Origin of the sequence: Gordonia sp. Z-3 (assembly GCF_036233855.1) — a bacterium.
Classification (GTDB): Bacteria; Actinomycetota; Actinomycetes; order Mycobacteriales; family Mycobacteriaceae; genus Gordonia; species Gordonia tangerina.
This window is the reverse complement of record NZ_JAZARS010000004.1, coordinates 156,296-178,523: the sequence shown is the minus strand read 5'-3', so window position 1 is coordinate 178,523 and position 22,228 is coordinate 156,296. Positions and strand designations below refer to the sequence as shown.

Below are 22,228 nucleotides of genomic sequence, written 5' to 3'. Positions count from 1 at the left end.
AGGCTCGCGAGCTCGAACCTCAGGGCGGCGTGACAGGGACCAGGTGAGAATTCTCTGATCCCTGAGGAGGCCCGGAGCCTGCGGAGGGCCGTCACGAAGGGACTCCCTTCGCGACGCTCGCACGCTCCCGGTGCTCTCAATGACCTGTCATCCGGTCGTGCCGATATCGACGAAACCGCCCATGGAAACCGACTCGTGCAGTTAGGTTGAGCGGATCAACTGTCCTACTCTGGGGGGAGTCGGCTGTGTCCCACCGATCGCTACTCATCGACGCGCATCGATCCTCGCCCGGCCACCGGGCGCTGGTGTCGTGCGCACTGTTCGCCATTGCCGTGACGCTCGCGACGATGGGCGCCGCTGCCGCGAGCGCCGCGACCCACTACTTCCCCGACATCTCGGAGAAGTCGGTCGCGAGAGCGGAATGCGGCCCCGGCGACCTGCCCGAACGTGGTCTGCAGGGTGACGTCAGCGCCGAGGACCGCAACTCGGGTCGCACGCGCCTCGGCTACCGCTGCAACATGGCAGAAGTCGGTCACGTGCGTGGCTCCGGCGGCGGTATCGTCTCGGCGACATTCGACCACTGCAGCTACACCGGAAGCCTGTTCCCCGGCACCAACTTGGTGCCGCAGCCGGGCGTCCAGGTGGTCGACGTCGCCAATCCCCGCAGTCCCCGGATCGTCGGCTCGCTGACCGAACCCGCAATGCGCGGTGGCACCTGGGAGACGCTCAAGGTCAACCAGGAACGCAAACTGTTGGCCGCCACCTCCGTTCCGCTGCTGTGGGGCGGCGGATTCTTCTCGGTCTACGACATCTCCGACTGCGCGCACCCGAAACTGCTCAACCACGGCCCCGGCACGGCCACACCGCTGCCGTTCACCTCGCACGAGGGCGGGTTCTCCCCCGATGGCCGAACCTATTGGGCCTCGGGAATCTCCCCTGGCCACCTGACCGCCATCGACATCTCTAATCCGGCTGCACCACACGTGATCTGGCAAGGACTGCACAGCTTCGTCGGACACGGGTTCGGAATCACCCCTGACGGTAACCGGATGTTCCTGTCCAACGCGGCCGGTGTCACCGTCCTCGACATCAGCGACGTACAGCGCCGCGCGCCCTACCCGCAGGTGCCGCACGAGGCGGCATACCTCTGGCCGGACGGGCAGGTGAATCAGCACACCATCCCGGTGACCTACCGGGGCCGCCCGCACATCATCACCGTCGACGAACTCGGTTCCGGCGGTGTGAAATTCTTCGATGTGAGCCGGGTGAACAAGCCCGGATACGTCGCCCAGATCAAACTCGAGATCAACCTGCCCGAAAACCTCGATACCAACCTGCGGTCGTCGATGGGCGGCGGCGTCTTCAGCAGCAACCCGCACTACTGCGCGGTCGACCGACGCGACAACCCCACCGCACTCGCCTGTTCCTGGGAGTCGTCGGGCATTCGCGTGTTCGACATCCAGAACATCAAGAAGATCAAGGAGATCGGCTACTTCAATCCGCCGGCCCAGAAGAACGCGACCGTCGTCGACCTACCCAACTCTCCGCATGTGTTGGCGTCGGCGTCGGGTGTGCCCGCCGTCGAGTTTCTCAGCCTGGGCATGTCGATCCTGAATGGGAAGGTCCGGTTCGAGGAGATGATCGGGCCGCGCACAGGCATGCTGGTCGGCGGCGACATGGCCACCGACTGGTGCTTCTCACCACCGGAGTGGCGCGGCAATCAAATCTGGACCACCTGCGCCGACGGCGGTTTCTATGCCATGACGTTGAGCCCCCGGGTGTACACCCCGCCGCCCGACCAGGACTCGTATCTCGGATGAGTTCTGCGGTACGGATCGTCGGCGCCCTGGGCGTCGCCTCACTGCTGGTCGTGGTGGGTGTGGTGTTCGGCATGGCCTGGCAAACCCACCGTGATTCCGACGCACAGCCACCGGCGCCGAGCGTCGTCGATGTGGGCTTCGCCCAGGACATGTCGACACACCACGATCAGGCGATTCTCATGTGCACCAGCCTGTCCCGTGATGTGGCCCCGCGGATTCGCGGACTCGCCGACCGCATGACGGCTGCGCAGGCCGCGGAAGTCGCCACCATGCGCGGCTGGCTGACCTGGTTCTCACTGCCCGTGACCACCGAGCACCCGATGTCCTGGATGGCCACGACCGACGGGCACTCCCACGCGCCGACCGCCGACGCACCGCCGATGCCCGGCATGGCCAGCATCGACGAACTGGACCGACTGGCCGCCGCACACGGCCGCGACGCGGAGATTCTGTTCCTGCAGTTGATGATCCGACATCATCGTGGAGGGCTGGATATGGCCCAGGCGGCATACAACGACCCTCGGTCGAGCTCGCCGACCAAACAGCTCGCGCTCACCATGATCGGGGAGCAGGGCGACGAGATCGGCCAGATGACACTAATGCTGCGGGAGCGTGACGCACAGCCCCTGCCGACGTGACACCCCGAGCCGTCAGAAGATGTCCGGCAGGTCTGTGGAGACGCGGTCGGAGAAGGTGGCGGGCCGCTTCTCCAAGAACGAGGTGACGCCCTCGGCGACATCGTCCATGGTGCCGCGATAGTAGATCGCTTTGGAGTCGGCGCGATGGGCGTCCCACGGGCTGGGCGCGCCGGCCATCCGCCACAGCAGTTGCCTGGTCAACGCCACCGAGACCGGAGCCGTCGTCGACGTCATCTCACGCGCCGTGGCGATCGCCGTGGAGAGCACCTCGTCCTTGGGCACCACCTGCTGCACCAGCCCCCGCTCATGCGCCTCGGCGACGGGCACCATCTTGGCGCCCATCGTCCACTGCAGGGCCGTCGGCAGTCCGACCAGTTTCGGCAGGAACCACGTCGAGGCCGCCTCGGGCACCAATCCTCGTTGGGCGAAGACGAAACCGAACTTCGCGTCGTCGGAGGCGATGCGAACGTCGGCGGGCAAGGTCATGGTCACCCCGACGCCGGCGGCCGCACCATTGACGGCCATCACCACCGGTTTGAGTGATTCGAAGATGCGCAGTGTGACCTGCCCGCCCATGTCACGGGGTACCTCACCCGGTTCCTGCTGTTCGAGTTCGAACGTGGTGGCGCCGCCACCGAGGTCGGCGCCGGCGCAGAAGGCACGGCCGGTCCCGGTGATCACCACTGCCCGCACCGTGTCGTCGGCGTCGGTCTCGTCGAAAACCGCGATCAGCTCCTCCCCCATCTGGTGGGTGAAGGCGTTGAGCCGGTCGGGCCGGTTGAGGCGGATGATCGCGACGTCACCGTCGCGTTCGAGGACGATGTGCTGTTCGGCGGTCTGCTCGGTCGGAGAGGTCACCGACTCAACCTACTCGACGACCGAGCGATCGTTCGTGAAGTCTGGCGAATGCGGGGTCATCTGGCACGCGCGAAGGCAGAACCCCGCTGATCGCGTAGTCCGAGCCGCTGGCACCACTCCCGCTGATCGCGTAGCCCGAGCCGCTAGGCGAGGGCGTATCGAGATCGCTTGCGGCTCACGTGGTCTCGATACGCCGCTCGCCTAGCGGCTCGCGACTACTCGACCACCGGGTGAAGCGAGCGGCTCGCGCCTACTCGACCACCGGAATTGCCCTGACGAAAACTATTCTGGGCGCAGTGTCGATCTGCGCTCGTCTCGTTCGACGTAATGGTGAGGGGCACCGAACGAGCCCTGATTCCTCAGAGATGTTCACCAGAGAAAGGCAAGACCATGAAGTACATGCTGATCATGCGTTCCACCGCCGAAGCCGAAGCCGCAGCAGCCGATGTCGACTTCACCGAGATCATCAACGCCATGGGTCGCTACAACGAGGAGATGATCAACGCCGGCGTGCTGCTGGCGGGCGAGGGACTCACCGATGCGTCGGAGGGTTTCGTGGTGAGCTTTTCCGCCGACGAGGACCCACTGGTCACCGATGGCCCCTACGGCGAGATCCACGAACTGTTCAACGGCTTCTGGATTCTGCAGGTCTCCAGCAAGGAGGAGGCCGCGCAGTGGGCGAAGAAGGCCCCACTCGGCCCAGGCGTGAAACTCGAGGTGCGACGCGTCAGCGATGAAACCGACTTCGAGGAGTACTCCGACAACGAGTACGTCCAAAGGGAGAAGGGGTGGCGCGAACAGCTCGGCACCGCATGACCGATCCCGAGATCCGACGCACGATCGATGCGGTGTGGCGCATCGAGGGCAGTCGTGTGGTGGCGACACTGGCCCGTGTTGTCGGCGACGTCGGCCTCGCCGAGGATCTCGCTCAGGAGGCGATCGCCGAAGCACTCGAGAAATGGCCGGGCACCGGCGTTCCGCGGAACGCCGGAGCCTGGCTGACCTCGGTGGCCAAGCGACGGGCCATCGACGGATGGCGCCGGCAGGAACGGCTCGACGAGCGCTATCAGATGATCGCCCGCGACCTCTCCGAAGTCGACGACGACGAGTGGGTACCCGTCCGCGACGACGTGCTGAAGCTGGTGTTCGTCGCATGTCACCCCGTCCTGAAGCGGGAGGCGCAGGTGGCGCTCACGCTGCGGGTGGTCGGCGGCCTGAGCTCAGAGGAACTCGCCCGACTGTTCCTCACTTCAGTCCCGACGATTCAGCAGCGGATCGTGCGCGCCAAGAAGACGTTGTCGGCGGCCCGCGTGCCCTACGAGGTGCCCGAGCCGGCGCAATGGCCGCAACGCCTCAACGGCGTGCTCGCGGTCATCTACCTCATCTTCACCGAGGGATACGCCGCCACAGTCGGCGATAGCTGGATGCGGCAGGATCTGGCGGCGGAAGCCCTGCGGTTGGGCCGGGTGCTCGCCGCACTGGTGCCGCGGGAACCGGAGGTGCACGGTCTCGTCGCGTTGATGGAACTGCAGTCGTCACGGTTCGCTGCGCGGCTCGATGCCGATGGCCGTCCAGTCCTGCTCGCCGAGCAGGATCGTCACCGGTGGGATCGTGGTCAGATCTCCCGGGGGCTCGCGGCGCTCGACCGCGTCGACACCCTCGGTCGGGGTCGCGGACCGTACTCGTTGCAGGCGGCAATCGCGGCCTGCCACTCCCGCGCCACGACGGTAGAGGACACCGACTGGCCACAGATCGTGATCCTGTACGAGGCACTCGAACAGCTCACCGGCAATCCGGTGGTCACCTTGAACAAGGTGGTCGCGGTGTCGATGGCGGCCAGCGCGCACGACGCGCTCACGGTGCTCGACGCGGAGGTCGACGTGGCGAAACTGGCCGGATCTCATCTGTTGTTGAGCGTGCGCGGTGAGTTGCTCGCGCAGTTGGGCCGGACCGAGGAGGCGCGAGCCGAACTGTGCCGGGCCCGCGAGCTGGCCATCAACGGCGCTCAACGTCGGGTGCTGGAGGACAAGATCGCGGCGTTGTGACGGGTGCTCACCCAGCAGCAGCCACCACACCAAGTCTGACCCAAAACTCACGACCAGACCCAGTAGCTCCCATTAGTAGGCCTGCAGCGCAATCCGCTGATCGTGTAGGCCGAGCCGCAGGTCCATACGCTGATCGAGTAAGCCGAGCCGCTGATCGAGTAGGCCGAGCCGCAGGTCCATACGCTGATCGAGTAGGCCGAGCCGCTAGGCGAGGGCGTATCGAGATCGCTTGCGGCTCACGTGGTCTCGATACGCCGCTCGCCTAGCGGCTCGCGACTACTCGACCACCGGGAACAACGACCACTCGACCACCGGGAACCACGACCACTCGACCAACCGGTAACAGCGACCACGACCACCGGGAACAGCGACCACGACCACCGGAAACGGCGACCACGACCACCGGAAACAGCGACCACTCGACCACCGGAAACAGCGACTAAACACCCCGAAACGACGACACCACCTTGCTTCGGAAGCAAGGTGGTGTCGTCGTTGTGGGGTATCTGCCTCGGGCTTAGCTCGCTTCGCCCTTGCCCTCGCCGGCATTGGTCAGCTCGGCAGGGGCGTCGGGCAGCTCTCGGGGCTTCTCCGAGCCGCTGAAGACGAACCGGGCGTCTTCGCCGTCGTCCTCGCCGTCCCAGCCTTCGACGTCGACCAGCACGATCTGACCCGCAGTCAGCTCGTTGAACAGGATCTTCTCCGAGAGCTGATCCTCGATCTCACGCTGGATGGTGCGTCGCAGCGGACGGGCACCGAGCACGGGGTCGAAGCCACGCTTGGCGAGCAGCCCCTTGGCCTTGTCGGTCAGCTCGATGGCCATGTCCTTGTTCTTCAGCTGCTGCTCGACGCGGGTGATCATGAGATCGACCATCTCGATGATCTCCTGCTGCGTCAGCTGGTGGAACACGATGACGTCGTCGATACGGTTGAGGAACTCCGGCCGGAAGTGCTTCTTGAGCTCGTCGTTGACCTTGAGCTTCATCCGCTCGTAGTTCGACTGCGAGTCGTCTCCGCTGGTGAAGCCCAGTCCGACGGCCTTGGAGATGTCGGACGTACCGAGGTTCGAGGTAAAGATCAGCACCGTGTTCTTGAAGTCGACCGTGCGTCCCTGACCGTCGGTCAGACGGCCGTCCTCGAGGACCTGCAACAAGGTGTTGTAGATCTCCTGATGGGCCTTCTCGATCTCGTCGAACAGCACCACCGAGAACGGCTTGCGACGCACCTTCTCGGTGAGCTGGCCGCCCTCTTCGTACCCGACATAGCCGGGAGGAGCACCGAACAGCCGCGACGCGGTGAACCGGTCGTGGAACTCGCCCATGTCGATCTGGATGAGCGCGTCGTCCTCGCCGAACAGGAAGTTCGCCAAAGCCTTGGAAAGCTCGGTCTTACCGACACCGGACGGGCCGGCGAAGATGAATGACCCGGACGGGCGCTTCGGGTCCTTCAGGCCGGCACGGGTACGACGGATCGCCTTGGAAACGGCCTTGACCGCGTCCTCCTGGCCGATGATCCGCTTGTGCAGCTCCTCCTCCATGCGGAGCAGACGGGTGGTCTCCTCCTCGGTGAGCTTGAACACCGGGATGCCGGTCCAGTTGCCGAGGACCTCGGCGATCTGCTCGTCGTCGACCTCGGCCACGACGTCCATATCGCCGCTGCGCCACTGCTTTTCCCGCTCGGCACGCTCGCCGACGAGCTGCTTCTCCTTGTCGCGGAGATTCGCGGCCTTTTCGAAGTCCTGCGCGTCGATCGCGGACTCCTTCTCCTTGCGCGCCTCGGCGATGCGATCGTCGAACTCGCGCAGGTCTGGCGGAGCGGTCATCCGGCGGATACGCATGCGGGCACCGGCCTCGTCGATGAGGTCGATCGCCTTGTCGGGCAGGAACCGGTCGTTGATGTAGCGGTCGGCCAGCGTCGCAGCCGCGGCGAGTGCACCATCGGTGATGGACACCCGGTGGTGGCTCTCGTAGCGATCGCGCAGACCCTTGAGGATCTCGATGGTGTGCTCGACGGACGGTTCGCCAACCTGCACCGGCTGGAACCGGCGCTCCAAGGCGGCGTCCTTCTCGATGTACTTGCGGTACTCGTCGAGGGTGGTGGCACCGATGGTCTGCAACTCACCGCGGGCCAGCTTCGGCTTCAAGATGCTGGCGGCGTCGATCGCGCCCTCGGCGGCACCGGCCCCGACCAGCGTGTGCAGCTCGTCGATGAACAAGATGATGTCGCCGCGGGTGTTGATCTCCTTGAGCACCTTCTTGAGGCGTTCCTCGAAGTCACCGCGGTAGCGGCTGCCCGCGACCAGCGAACCGAGGTCGAGGGTGTAGAGCTGCTTGTCCTTGAGCGTCTCGGGCACCTGGCCGTTGACGATGGCCTGGGCGAGGCCCTCGACGACGGCGGTCTTGCCGACGCCGGGCTCGCCGATGAGCACCGGGTTGTTCTTGGTGCGGCGGCTCAGCACCTGCATGACCCGCTCGATCTCCTTCTCGCGCCCGATGACCGGGTCGAGCTTGGCCTCGGCGGCGGCCGCGGTCAGGTTACGGCCGAACTGGTCGAGCACCAGCGAGGTCGACGGGGTGCCGGACTCGCTGCTGCGTCCGCCGGTGCCGGCCTCCTGCGGCTCCTTGCCCTGGTAGCCGGACAGCAACTGGATGACCTGCTGGCGGACCCGATTGAGGTCGGCACCCAGCTTGACCAGCACCTGAGCGGCCACGCCCTCGCCCTCACGGATGAGGCCGAGCAGGATGTGCTCGGTACCGATGTAGTTGTGTCCGAGCTGCAGCGCCTCGCGCAGCGACAGCTCCAGGACCTTCTTGGCGCGCGGCGTGAACGGGATGTGTCCCGACGGCGCCTGCTGGCCCTGGCCGATGATCTCCTCGACCTGGCTGCGGACACCCTCCAAGGAGATCCCGAGTGACTCGAGTGCCTTGGCGGCCACGCCCTCGCCCTCGTGGATGAGACCCAGCAGGATGTGCTCGGTGCCGATGTAGTTGTGGTTGAGCATCCGCGCTTCTTCTTGGGCGAGCACGACGACTCGTCGAGCGCGGTCGGTGAACCGTTCGAACATTGTTCTCCCTCACGTTGCTAGCGCCCCGGCCGTCGGTGACCACAGCGGCGTCGACTGCAGCGGTGTCATAGGTGACGACCAGCCTGCTTCCACTCTAGTGGTCGCTTCAGGTGCAGCTACAGTTAACGCCGGTCGCAGATCATTCACGAAATGGTCATGGCGGGGGTTCTGCTTGTACAACCGCGCACGTCGGCGCTGTGTTCCGGCCTCAGTACGCCGAGAGCGAACGGCTCGTTGACGTGGTCATTTCTGCTGCAGGGCGAGCACGTTTCCGGACGGATCGGTGAACCAGGCGAGGTCGGGTCCCTGCTCGCCGCCCCGCGCGATCCCCCGCTCGTCGTGATCGAATTGCTCGTATCTGAGGAATTCGACGCCTCGGGCGACGAGATCGTCGACCGCTTCCTCGAGGTTCTGTACGGGGATGTTGAGGACGGTGAACTCGGCCGGCCGGTGGTCGGGTTTCGGGTAGACCAACACCGTGGTGGTGCGGTTGATGCGCACACCCAACACCCCCACCTCCAGGTGGAGAACCCGCATACCGAGGACATCGCGATAGAACGTCGACGCGGCATCGAGGTCGATGACGGCGAAGCTGCTGTACGCCGACGTCGGTGTGCTCATCTGCGCTTCGAGTTCGTCGGAGATCCGGACGATCTGCAGCCAGTTGCCGTCGGGATCGGTGACGGTGCCGAAATAGGTGCCTCTTCCTTTGTCCGCGAGGGGGCTGATCCAGTCCGCCCCCAGGTCGTCGATCCGAGCGGCTGTGGCGACCGGGTCATCGACTTCGACGTTGAGGATCAGGCGTGCACCGCCGGTGGCGCGCCCCGACACGTCGTCGCGCTGGTCGAACATGATGTAGAAGCCGTCGAGTTCCATGATCTCGTAGCCCGGCGCATCCGGGTCGGTCTGGATCTCGGCTTCGAAAACGGTGGCATACCAGCGCGCGAGGCGCTTCGGGTCGTCGCTGGACAGGAGCATGGAGGAAATCGTCGCGGTGGCCATGTTCCATACTGACCGGCCCCGCGCGCCGAAGTCATCGGTATCGGCATCGTCTGGGCTGCGATACAGCTCAGCGTCGGAACGAGTCGATGACCCGATCGAGCACGACGAGGACCTCGGCGGCAGCGGTGCCCTTGTCATCGGCGGCGGCCACGTACAGCGCGGATTCGTCGAGCGCGCCGATGGCGACGTGCGCGATCGGACGCACCGGCTGGTCGTCGATCTGCCCGACCGCGATGGCGGCCTGCAATATGCCCTCGATCAGCGCGAAGCCGAACTCCTCGCCGCGGGCCCGCCACTCGCTCCACCCGAGCACCGACGGCGCATCCACCAGCGAGATCATGTGCACCGCCGGGTCGGTCACCCGTTCCAGGAAGACCCGCACCCCGGCCTTCAGTGCAGCCAACGGATCAGTGACGGCAAGATCCCCGACGCGCTCGGCCACTTCCGTGGTGATGTCCTGTTCGACCTGGTCGTAGACCGCGGTGAACAGACCCTTTTTGTCGTCGAACTGGTGATAGAGGGCGCCGCGGGTCACGCCCGCCGCCACCACGATGGCCTGGGTGCCGACGGCGGCATAGCCGTGTTCACCGAACAGGCTTCGCCCCGCGGCGATCAATGCCGAACGGGTCGCTGCTGTTCGTTCCGCCTGCGTACGACGATTGACTTTCATACAGTCTGCACGTAACTTTCATACCGAGTGTTCGTAAGTGAGATATCAGCCTATGCGAGAGGCGCCGCCATCATGACCACGACCTCGACGATCACACTTCCCTCCGGCACCGTGGAGTACGCGTCCTACGGCCCTGACAAGAGTGCGCACCCGCCGATCGTGTTCATGCACGGCGTCGCCGTCGACCATCGGCTGTGGCAGCCGGTGGCCGAGATCCTGGCGGCGCGGGGATACCGCAGCTATGCGCCGACGATGCCGCTCGGGTCGCATCACATCCCGTGGGGCCCGTCTGCGGACCGGAGTCCACGCGGTGCGGCGCGACTGCTGCGCGAGTTCGTCGACCGACTCGGCCTGGCCGACGCCACGCTGGTTGCCAACGACACCGGCGGTGCGATCACCCAGTACGCGCTCGACGCAGACCCACACTTCGTCCGGGCCCTGGTGTTCACGAACTGCGATGCATTCGATCTCTTTCCGCCCCAACCGTTTCAGCTGGTGTTTGCGCTGCTGAGACAGCGACTGCTCCTCACGCCGCTGATCGAGACGATGCGGTGGCGGGCGCTGCGGCATTCGTCGCTCGGCGTCGGTCTGCTCGTCACCGATCCCGACCCTGACCTGACCCGGTCAGTGTTCGAACCGCTGCGCACCGACGCGCGCATCCGCGACGACCTCATCGCATTCCTGCACGAGATCGATCCGGCCGACCTCGCAGCGGTCACGCCACGGATGTCGCGAGTCCAGGTGCCGGTGGCCATGGTGTGGGGTACCGGCGATCGGTGCTTCACTCCCGAGCACGGCCGCCGCTTCGCGGACGTCTTCGGCGACGCGCAGTTCATCGAGGTGCCGCACGCACGCACCTTCGTCTCGCTCGATCAACCTCAGGCCGTCGCGGACGGCGTGGTGGCGGCATCGGCTCGGTCGGATCGCTGACGCCTCAGCCGTCGCCACGAAGAAATTTCCCCGATCGGGCGTCGGGTTTCGCCTCCCACGGACGACGATGAAGGTGTGAGCAGCGAACACGAGGGCTCTCCCGGAGGTGGGGCGCCCGCACTGCTGGCGGTGTACGACGATGCGCTGCCGGCGGTGTACGGCTACCTGCTGCGCCGGTGCACGGATCAGCGGGTCGCCGAGGACCTCACCTCCGAGACGTTCCTGGCCGCGATGGACGCCGTCCGACGCGACGACACAGCGCGGCCGACGACGCCGTGGCTGATCGGGGTGGCCCGGCACAAGCTGGCCGACCACTGGCGGCGGATGCAACGCACACCCGACCCGGTCGAGGAGGTGCCCGACACCGGCGACGACGAGTGGGACGCCCACCTGGACCGGATGGTCGCCCACCACACCCTGGCCACCCTGTCCCCGACCCATCGCGCGGTGCTGACTCTGCGCTACGTCGATGACCTCCCGGTCGGCGACTGTGCGGCACTACTCGACCGGACCGTCGGGGCCACCGAAGCGTTGCTCACCCGGGCCAAGCGGGCCTTCCGCGCGGCCTATCCGGATACCGACACCCGATCCGGATCCACCGGCTCGCGGAGAGGAGGTCACGCATGAGCGAGTACAACCGCACCGAACACGGCGGCAGCACACCGCCTGACCCGTTCGTCGCCCTGCGGGCCGCCGATGCCCCGGGCTGGACCGACCCGGTCGCACCCGACGCCGAGTTCACCCGGCGACTGCGGGACCGACTCGAACGCGGCGCGACCCTACCCCAAGGAGTTCTCATGAGTACCGCCACCGAACTGAACGCAGCGACCACCCACGACGACGAACCCGCCGTCGAACGTCCGGGCGCGCTGCCCTACCTCACGGTGCCCGACGGGCGGGCCGCCCTCGACTGGTACGTCGAACATCTCGGCGCACGCCTGCGCGGTGAGCCGATCATCATGGACGACGGGCGACTCGGCCACGCCGAACTCGAGATCGGCGGGGGCGCCATCTATCTCGCCGACGAATTCGGGGACATGGGCCTGCGTGCACCGCAGCCCGGCCACGTGTCGGTCAGCCTGATGCTGGCCGTCGACGATGCGGACGCCGCCGTCGCCGCCGCCGAACGCGGCGGGGCTGCGGTGACGCGCGAACCCTACGAAGGGTACGGACATCGCACCGGGACGATCATCGATCCGTTCGGGCATCGGTGGATGCTCACCGGGCCGTCGGAGATGGGCGCGGAGGCCGCCGACCGCATCCGCACCGGCGACATCGTCTACATGTCATTGCAGACCCCGGATGCCGCACGCGCGGCCGCGTTCTATGGCGCGGTACTGGGATGGGACTACGACCCGCAAAGCCGACAGGTCACCAATCTCGGCCACCGCCTGGGTATCTCGGATGCCGGCGGATACGGCTCGAACACATTGTTCTGCGTGTACGCGGTCGACGATTTCGACACCGCACGAGCTGCGATCCGGGCCGCGGGCGGTAGCGCCGCCGACGACGTCACCGAGGTGGGCCGCGACGGCGCGCACGTTCTCGACGCCGTCGACGATCAGGGCGTCGCATTCTCTGTGCACGTCCCTGCACCCGGGACGACGCGGACGGATCAGCACCCACGTGGAGTCGGCGAGATGTCGTATCTGACCGTCCAGACGCCGTCAAGCGCCCGCTACCGCGCTTTTTATGGCGCCGTGCTCGGCTGGGAGTTCCGCGCCGGTCGGATCGACGACGGCTGGGAGGTCGACGACGTGCATCCCCAGATCGGGATCGCCGGTGGCGCCGACGATCAGCGGGCCGTTCCGATGTGGAATGTGCCCGACATGGACGCCGCGGTCGGCCGGGTTCGCGCCGCGGGTGGACGGGTCATCACCGACCCGGACGCGCAGGCCTACGGGATCATGGCCTACTGCTCCGACGATCAGGGCGCCGAATTCTATCTGGGTCAGCTCTTCTGACCGTCGTAGGCCGCCCGCGACCGGTCGACGTCGTCGACATGTGCTTCGACGAACTCGATCAATCCGGTCAATCGGGCGGCCACGGCCGCTCCGAGATCGGTGAGCGAGTACTCCACCCGAGGCGGGATCGCTTGCAGCACTGATCGATTCACGAATCCATCCCGCTCGAGGGCCTGCAGGGTCACCGACAGCATCCGTTCACTGACACCGTCGACCCGGCGCCGCAACGCATTGAACCGCATGTCACTCTCCCCCAAAGCGACCAGCGCGAGCAGACCCCAGCGACTGGTCACGTTCTGCAAGATGTCTCGCGACTGACAGTTCCTCGCGAAGACGTCGGCCACAAACGCCTGATCGGCCTCGTCACGCCCTGGATGCGGGGCGGGGTGCGCTGCGGACATGGCCTTCATCCTACCCAAACCGTGCACACTGTGCTTACCATCACGCTTGCACTATACAAATAGTAAGTGCACCATCGATGGATAGCGGTGGTCGCCCGGCGATGGGCGCGACCCGTAGCCACCACAGACGCACACCGACACAGAGGAGAAGTCATGACCACATACGCAGTGACCGGAGCGACCGGCGGACTCGGCGGCTCAGCCGTTCGCGCCCTGATCAGTCGGGGAGTCGAACCCGGTGACATCGTTGCGGTGGCACGCGACGCCGCCAAGGCCTCCGAACTCAGTGATGCGGGCGTGAATGTCCGGGTGGCCGACTACACCGACCGCGCCGCACTCGACACGGCCCTCGCGGGAGTCGACAAGCTGCTCATGGTCTCCGGCTCCGAGGTCGGACAGCGCGTCGCGCAACACACCAATGTGATCGAGGCCGCGGTGGCCGTCGGCGTCGACCTGATCGCGTACACCAGCATCCTTCGCGCCGACAGCTCTCCCCTGGCACTGGCCACCGAACACGTCGCCACCGAGAAGATCCTGGTCGACAGCGGAATCGGGTTCGTGCTGCTCCGCAACGGATGGTATTCGGAGAACTACCTGTCGTCCGCGCCGACCGCGATCGAGGGCGGGGTGTTCTACGGAAGTGCCGGCGACGGCCGCGTCGCTCCGGCGGCTCGCTCGGATTACGCCGACGCCGCCGCGTCGGCACTGCTCTCCGCCGGCCCGGGCGAGATCTTCGAACTCGTCGGTCCGCAGCATCTGTCGTATGCCGACATCGCGGCAACCTTTGCCGAGGTCGGCGGGCGGGAAGTGCGTTACCAGAACCTCCCGGAGGCCGACTATGCCGCAGGGTTGGTCGATGCCGGAATCCCCGCGCCCTTCGCCACGGTGTTGGCCGATTCCGATGCGGGAGTGGGTTCCGGTGCGCTCGACTCCGACTCGACCGACCTGATCGACCTACTCGGACGTCCTGCCGTGTCGTTCACAGAGGTCATCCGCGGCGGGCTCGCCTCCACGATCTGACCCTCGGTGGCGTCACGGCTCAGGATGCCGCCCGCACGAGTCCCACGACGATGACCGCGACACCCGCCGTCGACGCCACCGCACGGATCACATTCCAGCGCACCCAGGGTCCGACGAAGTCCGCCCACGGCGCCGTCGCCGCATCCGCCTCCACGCGGCCCACCGCGTCGAGGCGATTGTTCAACGGCACATTGAATCCCAGGGTGATCGCGACGGACATCGAGGCCAGGGCAAGACCCACGACCAGATACCAGCGCAGCGGGTCACCCCAACACAGCAGCACCGCCAGGCCGCCGAACACCAACGGGCCCAGAAAGATCAGCGCGAACAGCGGGTTCACGATCGCCACATTGATCCGCTGCATCGCGGCCACAGCCGCCGGTGCGGCGGTCCGCTGCAGTCCGGGCATGATGGCGTAGGCAAAGGCCGACAACAGCCCGGCGGTCAGCGCCGAGGTCACCACGGTGAGGACGACAAGCACGTCGCGGAGTGCGCTCATCACGAGACTTGTTGCATCATCTCGGAATTCACGAAATCGGCGAAATCACGGGCCGGTCTGCCCAGCACGTGCTCGACATCGTTGCCGATGCGACTGTTACGACCGTCGAACAGGGTGCCGAACAACGTCATCAGAACGCCGATATCGGCGGAGGAAAGACCGTACTGCGACAACATCTGCCGATAGCCGTCGAGGGTGACCTCGGTGGCGAGGATGTCGACTCCGCGCGCCCGGCCGATCTCTGCCGCAGCCTCGGCGAAAGTGAGCAGACGGGGCCCGGTGAGATCGTAGGTCTGTCCGGCGTGCGGGTTCACACCCGCGGCCCGGTCGAGCAGCGCGGCGACCGCAACCTCGGCGATGTCGTCGGTGTGGATGAACGGTTCGCCGACCGCACCCACCGGGAGGGTGAGCGAACCCATGGCGATCTCGGGCGCGAAACCGCCCTCGGAGAAGTTCTGGTCGAACCAGGCACACGACAGCACCGTGGAATCGATGGCGGCGGCATGCACGACGCGACCGGCCGCCTCGGCCTCGGGCTCGCCGCGCCCGGCGAGCAACACCAGTCGCGTGACCCCAGCGGACTTCGCGCGCCGTACGAGTTCGGCGACGTCGTCGACAGCGCCGGAGACGATCAGGTCTGGCTGGTACGAGATGTAGACAGGACCCGCACCGTCGAGCGCCGGGGCCCAGGTGGTGCGGTCGGTCCAGTCGAACCGGGTCGCACTCGACCGGCTGGCGCGCCGGACGTCGACGCCACGGGTATCGAGCAGGTCGGCGACGCGCCGCCCGACTTTGCCGGTCGCGCCGATCACCAGGACGGAGTTGGTTGTTGTCGAAGATGCCTGCTGAGTTGTCATGTCCTCAGTCCACCCGGCTCGGGCGAGACGATCCATGGCCATTTCGCTCGATTCCATACGCACTCGTCTCGGCGGCGTAGCACCGAGCCCGTGGACGCACTGGGAAGCCTGCTCAACGGGCCGCGGGCCCGGAGTCCGATGATGCTGCGGGTGGTGATGCGATCGCCGTGGTCGATCCGGATCGAGGACACCGCACCGCTCACCGTGGTCACCGTCACCCGCGGCACCGCCGTCCTCACCTACGACGATGGGACCACACACCGCGTGGTGCCCGGCGACGTCGCCCTGGTGCGTGGCACACACCCATACGCGGTGGGAGATCAGGCGGGCACCGACTGGGTGGCCCGGATCGACACACACGGCGACTGCTTCGACCCGACCGGCACCCACAGCGTGGCCGAGGACATGTGCTTCGGCGTGCGGTCGTGGGGCAACTGCGACGACGACACGTCCGCCGACGCGATCATGTTGATCGGCACCTACGCGACCGGCGAGGTCAGTCAACGACTACTCGACGCACTGGACCGGTGCACCTTGGTCCCCATGGGAGACCACCCCCTGGTGGGGTTGCTGGAGGACGAGATCGTGCGTGATTCGCCGGCTCAGGAAGCCGTCCTGAATCGACTGCTGGACCTGCTGCTCATCACCGGGTTGCGCCAATCGATGGAATCCGGCCGAATGCGTGCGACGCAGTGGTATCGGGCCCATTCCGATCCGGTGGTGGGCAACGCACTCCGGCTGTTACACAACGGTATCGAGGAATCGTGGACGGTGAGCTCGCTGGCGGCCGCCACCGGCGTGTCACGCGCGGTGTTGGCTCGGCGGTTCACCGAGCTGGTCGGCGAGCCGCCGATGGCGTATCTGACCGCATGGCGGATGTCGGTGGCTGCCGACCTGCTGGCCGATCCCGCGCTGTCGCTGCGCGCCGTGGCCCGCCGGGTGGGATACGGAACTCCGTTCGCATTCAGCGCCGCCTTCAAACGGCACCGCGGGATGAGTCCGGCAGCGTTTCGTTCTGCGCCATCGCGCGACGCTGCAGAACTCTCGGCACGCGCCACGTGATTCACTGATGGCCATGCCCGCCCGCTCCCCGCTGTCCGGTCCCGCACGGCGCCCACCCTTCGGCATGGGCACGGTCACGATGATCCTCGTCGCCGCGATGGTGGCGGTGTTCGCCGCAGTACTCGCCATCGGCACGCCGGCCGATCCGCAGCTGGACCATTCTGCCGGGCAACTCCGCAGCTACGACCGTGAACCCGATGTCGCCTGGACGCTGTCGGACGACACCCTGCCGGGCTACGGCGCCGGGCGGCGCGTCGAGGTCGTCGACACCTGGCAGGATCACTGGCTGATCAGCTATCCCTCGGGAATCGGACGCGCATTCCTGCTGGTGCACCGGTCATCCGGCACCGCCGTCTGGGATCAGCCGATCGTCGCAGGCCTCGGCGACTGCGCTTTCAACGGGTTCGGGCAGGTCGGCTGTGCGATCAAACTCGGCGGCGACGTCGGAGACGGTTTCTATCTCGTCGACGAGCGCGGCAACCTCGCCACCCCCACCACGCTCGACGACACCAAACAGATCGTCGGCGTGGGCACCGATTTTCTGCGGATCGATCAGGCGGGCTATCACGTGACCCTCCGCACCCCCGACGGACGCGAGATCTGGTCGCGCACATTCGCTGCGGCCGCATCCGCAGAGGTTCGTCCCGATGGAATGCTGGTCGTGGCGACCGCGGACAGCGGCCGGTACATCCTCGACCCGGCCACCGGCGCCGACCGACTGTCCTGCGCGCAATGCACCATCACCAGCTACCCGACCGGGATCACCGTCCAGTACGACGCAACCGCAGAACAGCGAGTGGAGACCTACGCCGTGGACGGCGACGACCTACGCACTCCGGCGACGTCGGTGTCCGACGGACTGCGCGTCGTCGGCGGGCCGTCGGTCCTTCCGGTGCTCACCGGCACCGGCGACAGCCAGGTGCAGATGGCGCAGGGACGCTACGAGATTCGCGATCCCGCACAAGCGGATGCACTATGGCAGATCACTGATCCCGAACTGTCGAAGGCCAACACCAAACCCTGCGGAACCGAAGTGGCCTTCGCGCTGAAGGACCGGTCACGGATCTTCTACGGCCTCGCCGACGGTGACCGGATCGGCGCCATGGCGCCCCCGAGCTTCGAGACGCCCGGTGAGAACATCGACAATCTGAACTGCATCGGCTCCGCCGGAACAAATCTCGTCTTCGCCAATGCGGATCAGCTCACCGCGGTCGACGCCGAGACCGGCGAGATCGCGTGGACCAGGTCGATCGTGGGCGCCGCCGATGTCGTCGACGGATACCTCGTGCTCCATCAGGGTTCGAGCCTGTCGGTGCTGCGACCCAACTGACCTACCGATCACCGATCGGTGTGGCAGGCATCACAATTACAGTGTGACGCGCTCGACCTGCGTACCGTCGCCGACGATCAGCAAGCGGTCAGGAAGCTCTCAGACTCGGCAGCGCCGCGCTCCCACCACGGCGCGGGTTTCGGGTACGGTCGGGCGCGGCCATGGCCAACCGGGCTTGTGTGCCGGCCCGTATTGTCCGAAATCGTTGTCCGCGAGGTTGATCCGTTTGGGAAAGCACTCCGCTCCGCGTTCGTTGCCGTTCGCCGGAATCCCTGGTCCGACGTCAGCACCCTCGCGCAGCCGGTCGCACCGATCACGCCGGCCCCGCCCGCCATGGCTGGCCGCCACCGTCGTCCCTCTGGGCGTCCTGGCTGCGGCGGCCACCACCACCGCGGGTGCCGGGCAGTCCGCAGCACCGCTGGCCTCGACGGTTGACTCGGTGGCGACACCGGCACCCAATCCGCTGCCCCCGGAGGCCGCCACGTCGCCTGCTGCACCACCCCCACCGCCACCACCGGCACCCCCACCGCCGCCACCCGAGCCCGCCAGTGTCGTCAGTGGAGCGGTCCCGGTGGCCAACTATGATGCCTATCGTGATGCTGCACAGTCGATAGCGCGGACAGACCCTAGCTGCGGCATCGAGTGGCCGATGATCGCGGGGATCGGTCGGGTGGAATCCCATCACGCGAACAACGGGGACGTCGACCCGTCCACCGGAGATCTCCGGGCGCCGATCTACGGACCGATCCTCAACGGCACCCTGGCAGGCAACGAGGTGATCGCCGACACCGACGGTGGCGAGCTCGACGGCGACACCCGCTACGACCGGGCGGTGGGCCCGATGCAGTTCCTCCCGTCGACCTGGGAACATTACGCGGCGGACGGGAACGGCGACGGGAAGGCCGACCCGCAGAACGTCTTCGACGCGGCGCTGACAACCGCGACCTACCTGTGCGACGATCACGGCGACCTGCGCAATCCACGTGCTCAGGTGAGCGCGATCCTGCGCTACAACAATTCGATGGACTACGTCGACGACGTACTCGGTTACGCTCGCACCTATTGATCCCAGGCGGTCAGGGCTCGCCCAGAAAGGCCTGCAGCGCAGCCGAATACATCGGCACGTCACCGGCGCCCATCAGTTCGCGCGCGCTGTGCATGGCCAGCTGCGGAGCGCCGACGTCGATGGTCGTCAAGCCTGTTCGGGCTGCGGTGATCGGACCGATCGTTGAGCCACAGGGCAGGTCGGCGCGATGCGTGTACCGCTGCATCGGCACTCCGGCGGCTTCGCACGCGACGGCGAAGATCGCCTCCCCCAACGCATCCGACGCATAGCGCAAATTCTGATTGACCTTCAGCACCGGGCCGCCGTTGACCGCGATCCGGTGTGCCGGTTCATGCCGCTCCGGGTAGTTGGGGTGGGTGGCGTGCGCCATGTCACCGGAGACGCACACACTGCCGGCCATAGCCTGCAGATAGTCCGCTCGAGATCCTCCACGGGCCAACACGATTCGTTCGATGATCGTCGCCAGGAAATCCGAGGCGGCACCGCGTTCCGAGCCGCTGCCGACCTCCTCGTGGTCGAACAGCGCCAACACCCGCGTCGGGATCGTGGGCGCGCCGTCGAGCAGCGCTCGCAGACCGGCGTAACAGGTGCCCTGGTTGTCCAGCCGCGGCGCGCTCAGCAACTCGTCGTCAGCGCCGATCAGCCGGCTGGGCGCCACATCGTGGGTCATCAGTTCCCAGCCGAGCACGGTGGCGGGGTCGATCCCGGCGTAGCCGGCGGTCCACTCGAGCACGTCGGGTGCGTCGCTGTCCAACGACCAGATGCCGTCGAGATGGCGCTGCGGGTCCAGGGTGACACCCTTGCGGTCCTCTGACAGGTGGATCGCCAGTTGCGGCACCCGGATCACCGGTTCGGTGACGTGCACAAGCACGTGGTCCACGCGGTCGCCGGCTCGGTAAGCCAGCCGCCCCGATATTCCGAGGTCGCGGTCGAGCCATGAGTTGAGCCATGCTCCGCCGTAGGGCTCCAGCGCCACCATGCCGATCCCCGCGGACGTGCGTCCGGGTTTCTGCTTGACCCGCAGGTTCGGGCTGTCGGTGTGGCCGCCGACGATACGGAAGGTGTTGCCGTCTCCCGCATCCCAGGCGATGATCGACCCACCCCGGATGACGTAATGACGTCCGGCGAGCGCAGCCCACTGGTCATCCTCGGCGAGGCGGGTGTAGCCGGCCGACTCCAGTTGCGCGGCGACGGTTGCGCAGACATGGAACGGCGACGGCGAGGCGTCGATGAATTCGCCGAGTCCCGCAGCCGTCGCGGTGGTGGTCAAGGTGGTCACAACAGGGCCTCCGATCTCTTCGGTGTCATCTCGGTCGCGGAATCGGCCGCGTGGTCGGGACGGGTAGACCCCCGACGGCCGCCATGGTCACCAGCATGGACAGCATCAGCACGAGTTCGCCGAGGTTGCCGACCCACAGCAGCATGCTGCCGATCGGTGCGGCGATCAGCATGACCAGCGCACCGACGAACAGCCATGGGAATCCGGCGTAGCGGAACGCCATCACGCCGAGGACCAGAATTGCGAGCACGGTGATGATGGCCGGTAGTGGCGGTCCGTCGAAACCGGCGTTGACATACCGCAGGGCGTCACCGGCGTCCTCTGGTTCGAGATCGAGGCGCACCACGTCCTCGACGAACCCGATCACCATCAGCATGACGACCAGCGCCCATCCACCGAGGGTGACGTTGCGGGTGCGTGCCTGCTCCACACCGAGGCGACCGACGAGGTTGCCGGCGGCGACGATCAGGAGGGGCACCGCGATCGCGTGAATCCAGAAGCGCGGCAGGTTGATCGCCGACAGGGTGTCGCCGTAGCCAACCAACCGGCCGACCGCGACGGCGATGTTGTCGTAGGCCAGGCCGAGGCTGATCGCCCCCAGCAGGATCGCCACTGCGCCCACCCGCGACGTCAGACGAAATGCGAAGGCCGCCACCACCAGCATGGCGGCGCCGATCGCCACCATGATCACCGATGTCATCGGATCAAGCCGCGGCCAGTACCGAATCTACTACGGAGTAGAACAGACCCAGACCGTCGTCACTGGGCCCGGTCAGCGGCTCGGTGGCGTGTTCGGGGTGCGGCATCAGCCCGACGATGCGACCGTCGGCGCTGGAGATGCCCGCGATGTCCAGTGACGAGCCGTTCGGGTTGCCGCCGGAGTAGGTGAACACGATCCGGCCTTCGCCCTCGAGTTCCTCGAGCTTGTCCTGTGGTGCCACGTAGCGGCCCTCGCCGGATTTCAGCGGGATGAGGATGTCGGCGCCGAGTTCGAAACGGGTGGTCCATGCGGTGGTGTTGGACTGCACCTTGAGCCACTCGTCGCGGCAGATGAAGTGCAGACCCTCGTTGCGGGTCAGCGCTCCGGGCAGCAGCCCTGCCTCGCACAGCACCTGGAAGCCGTTGCAGATACCCAGAACCGGCATGCCCTTGGCGGCGGCGTCGACAACCGAACCCATCACCGGGGCGAATCGGGCGATGGCACCGGCGCGCAGGTAGTCACCGTAGGAGAAACCGCCGGGCACGATCACCGCATCGACCGACTTCAGGTCAGCGTCGCCGTGCCACAGCTCCACCGGCTCGGCGCCGGCCAGTCGGGCAGCGCGGACCGCGTCGACGTCGTCGAGCGTTCCCGGGAAGGTGATGACCCCGATACGAGCTGTCATCGTCGATTTACTCCGCGACCCGTGAGACGTTGAAGTTCTCGATCACCGTGTTGGTGAGGAGCTCCTCGGCGATGCGCTCGAGGGTCACATCGTCGACGTTCTCGTCGACCTCGATCTCGAAGCGCTTGCCCTGTCGGACGTCGGCGATTCCAGAGAATCCCAAGCGGCCCAGGGCCCCCACGATGGCCTGGCCCTGCGGATCAAGGATCTCAGCCTTCGGCATCACATCGACCACCACTCGCGCCATGGGCAGTTGCTCCGTTCTCACAGGTGCGCAGTTCCGCGCTCAGCTTACCGGTTGGTCGCCCCCCGTCGAGCGGGCGCCATGACTCGTGACT

At 66.6% G+C, this 22,228-nt stretch carries 22 protein-coding genes; 11 read left to right on the top strand and 11 right to left on the bottom strand.

The genetic code is table 11. From position 1 onward, the window contains the following. The first annotated feature begins 347 nt into the window (after positions 1–347). Positions 348–1,820 carry an LVIVD repeat-containing protein gene (locus tag VX037_RS06045; RefSeq protein ID WP_328713696.1) on the top strand — a complete coding sequence of 491 codons (1,473 nt, stop codon included), beginning with the start codon at positions 348–350 and terminating at the stop codon, positions 1,818–1,820. Next, positions 1,817–2,458, top strand: coding sequence for a DUF305 domain-containing protein (locus tag VX037_RS06040; RefSeq protein ID WP_266060432.1), 642 nt, complete (start codon positions 1,817–1,819; stop codon positions 2,456–2,458). The genes VX037_RS06045 and VX037_RS06040 overlap by 4 nt, the downstream gene beginning before the upstream one ends. Positions 2,459–2,470: 12 nt before the next feature. On the opposite strand, the gene VX037_RS06035 is transcribed toward VX037_RS06040, so the two are convergent. After that, positions 2,471–3,316, bottom strand: coding sequence for an enoyl-CoA hydratase-related protein (locus VX037_RS06035; RefSeq protein WP_266060430.1), 846 nt, complete (start codon positions 3,314–3,316; stop codon positions 2,471–2,473). Between the two features lie 390 nt (positions 3,317–3,706). Between VX037_RS06035 and VX037_RS06030 the strand changes: the two genes are divergently transcribed. Beyond that, on the top strand, positions 3,707–4,132 hold the full coding sequence (locus VX037_RS06030) for a YciI family protein (RefSeq protein WP_235726351.1): 426 nt from the start codon (positions 3,707–3,709) through the stop codon (positions 4,130–4,132). After that, a complete protein-coding gene (locus VX037_RS06025) occupies positions 4,129–5,361 on the top strand; it encodes an RNA polymerase sigma factor (RefSeq protein WP_328713694.1) in 1,233 nt (410 codons plus the stop codon). The genes VX037_RS06030 and VX037_RS06025 overlap by 4 nt, the downstream gene beginning before the upstream one ends. Before the next feature lie 517 nt (positions 5,362–5,878). Here VX037_RS06025 and VX037_RS06020 read toward each other — a convergent pair. From VX037_RS06020 to VX037_RS06010, 3 genes are all read right to left on the bottom strand, one after another. Next, a complete protein-coding gene (locus VX037_RS06020) occupies positions 5,879–8,425 on the bottom strand; it encodes an ATP-dependent Clp protease ATP-binding subunit (protein ID WP_235724025.1) in 2,547 nt (848 codons plus the stop codon). A gap of 243 nt (positions 8,426–8,668) precedes the next feature. Continuing rightward, positions 8,669–9,427 carry a VOC family protein gene (locus VX037_RS06015; RefSeq protein ID WP_235724024.1) on the bottom strand — a complete coding sequence of 253 codons (759 nt, stop codon included), beginning with the start codon at positions 9,425–9,427 and terminating at the stop codon, positions 8,669–8,671. Between the two features lie 67 nt (positions 9,428–9,494). Continuing rightward, a complete protein-coding gene (locus VX037_RS06010) occupies positions 9,495–10,097 on the bottom strand; it encodes a TetR/AcrR family transcriptional regulator (RefSeq protein ID WP_235724023.1) in 603 nt (200 codons plus the stop codon). Positions 10,098–10,169: 72 nt separating this feature from the next. On the opposite strand from VX037_RS06010, the gene VX037_RS06005 reads away from it, so the two are divergent. The 3 genes from VX037_RS06005 to VX037_RS05995 all read left to right on the top strand — a co-directional run bounded on the left by VX037_RS06005 (position 10,170) and on the right by VX037_RS05995 (position 12,991). Beyond that, positions 10,170–11,027, top strand: a complete 858-nt coding sequence (locus tag VX037_RS06005) for an alpha/beta fold hydrolase (RefSeq protein ID WP_328713551.1) — start codon at positions 10,170–10,172, stop codon at positions 11,025–11,027. Between the two features lie 75 nt (positions 11,028–11,102). Next, positions 11,103–11,654 carry an RNA polymerase sigma factor gene (locus VX037_RS06000; protein ID WP_372475041.1) on the top strand — a complete coding sequence of 184 codons (552 nt, stop codon included), beginning with the start codon at positions 11,103–11,105 and terminating at the stop codon, positions 11,652–11,654. Then, positions 11,651–12,991: a VOC family protein gene (locus tag VX037_RS05995; RefSeq protein WP_235724021.1), complete on the top strand. Its 1,341-nt coding sequence runs from the start codon at positions 11,651–11,653 to the stop codon at positions 12,989–12,991. The genes VX037_RS06000 and VX037_RS05995 overlap by 4 nt, the downstream gene beginning before the upstream one ends. Here the strand turns inward: VX037_RS05995 and VX037_RS05990 are convergent. Beyond that, positions 12,979–13,392 (bottom strand): winged helix-turn-helix transcriptional regulator, encoded by a 414-nt coding sequence (locus tag VX037_RS05990; protein ID WP_235724020.1) that lies wholly within the window; start codon positions 13,390–13,392, stop codon positions 12,979–12,981. The two genes, VX037_RS05995 and VX037_RS05990, sit on opposite strands and share 13 nt — an antisense overlap. 153 nt (positions 13,393–13,545) lie before the next feature. On the opposite strand from VX037_RS05990, the gene VX037_RS05985 reads away from it, so the two are divergent. Then, complete coding sequence (locus tag VX037_RS05985; RefSeq protein ID WP_235724019.1) at positions 13,546–14,412, top strand: SDR family oxidoreductase; 867 nt, start codon at positions 13,546–13,548, stop codon at positions 14,410–14,412. Between the two features lie 19 nt (positions 14,413–14,431). Here VX037_RS05985 and VX037_RS05980 read toward each other — a convergent pair whose 3' ends face one another. Next, positions 14,432–14,911, bottom strand: coding sequence for an anthrone oxygenase family protein (locus tag VX037_RS05980; RefSeq protein ID WP_235724018.1), 480 nt, complete (start codon positions 14,909–14,911; stop codon positions 14,432–14,434). Further along, the gene (locus VX037_RS05975) at positions 14,911–15,768 is read right to left on the bottom strand and encodes an SDR family oxidoreductase (RefSeq protein WP_328713549.1); all 858 of its coding nucleotides are present in this window, start codon (positions 15,766–15,768) and stop codon (positions 14,911–14,913) included. The genes VX037_RS05980 and VX037_RS05975 overlap by 1 nt, the downstream gene beginning before the upstream one ends. Before the next feature lie 90 nt (positions 15,769–15,858). Here VX037_RS05975 and VX037_RS05970 point away from each other — a divergent pair, with 90 nt between their 5' ends. The 3 genes from VX037_RS05970 to VX037_RS05960 all read left to right on the top strand — a co-directional run bounded on the left by VX037_RS05970 (position 15,859) and on the right by VX037_RS05960 (position 19,226). Continuing rightward, positions 15,859–16,830 (top strand): AraC family transcriptional regulator, encoded by a 972-nt coding sequence (locus VX037_RS05970; RefSeq protein ID WP_235724016.1) that lies wholly within the window; start codon positions 15,859–15,861, stop codon positions 16,828–16,830. Positions 16,831–16,843: 13 nt separating this feature from the next. Beyond that, positions 16,844–18,160, top strand: coding sequence for a hypothetical protein (locus tag VX037_RS05965; protein WP_328713547.1), 1,317 nt, complete (start codon positions 16,844–16,846; stop codon positions 18,158–18,160). Between the two features lie 226 nt (positions 18,161–18,386). Further along, positions 18,387–19,226 (top strand): lytic transglycosylase domain-containing protein, encoded by an 840-nt coding sequence (locus VX037_RS05960; protein WP_442903641.1) that lies wholly within the window; start codon positions 18,387–18,389, stop codon positions 19,224–19,226. Between the two features lie 10 nt (positions 19,227–19,236). Here VX037_RS05960 and VX037_RS05955 read toward each other — a convergent pair whose 3' ends face one another. The 4 genes from VX037_RS05955 to purS are packed head-to-tail and all read right to left on the bottom strand — an operon-like array spanning position 19,237 to position 22,137. Next, entirely contained in the window at positions 19,237–20,505 is a 1,269-nt protein-coding gene (locus tag VX037_RS05955; RefSeq protein ID WP_235724014.1) for a M18 family aminopeptidase, read from the bottom strand. Between the two features lie 25 nt (positions 20,506–20,530). Beyond that, positions 20,531–21,205 carry a hypothetical protein gene (locus VX037_RS05950; protein ID WP_328713546.1) on the bottom strand — a complete coding sequence of 225 codons (675 nt, stop codon included), beginning with the start codon at positions 21,203–21,205 and terminating at the stop codon, positions 20,531–20,533. 4 nt (positions 21,206–21,209) lie between these two features. Continuing rightward, positions 21,210–21,890 carry a phosphoribosylformylglycinamidine synthase subunit PurQ gene (purQ, locus tag VX037_RS05945; protein ID WP_328713545.1) on the bottom strand — a complete coding sequence of 227 codons (681 nt, stop codon included), beginning with the start codon at positions 21,888–21,890 and terminating at the stop codon, positions 21,210–21,212. Positions 21,891–21,897: 7 nt separating this feature from the next. After that, positions 21,898–22,137 carry a phosphoribosylformylglycinamidine synthase subunit PurS gene (gene purS, locus VX037_RS05940; RefSeq protein ID WP_235724011.1) on the bottom strand — a complete coding sequence of 80 codons (240 nt, stop codon included), beginning with the start codon at positions 22,135–22,137 and terminating at the stop codon, positions 21,898–21,900. Between the last annotated feature and the right edge of the window lie 91 nt (positions 22,138–22,228).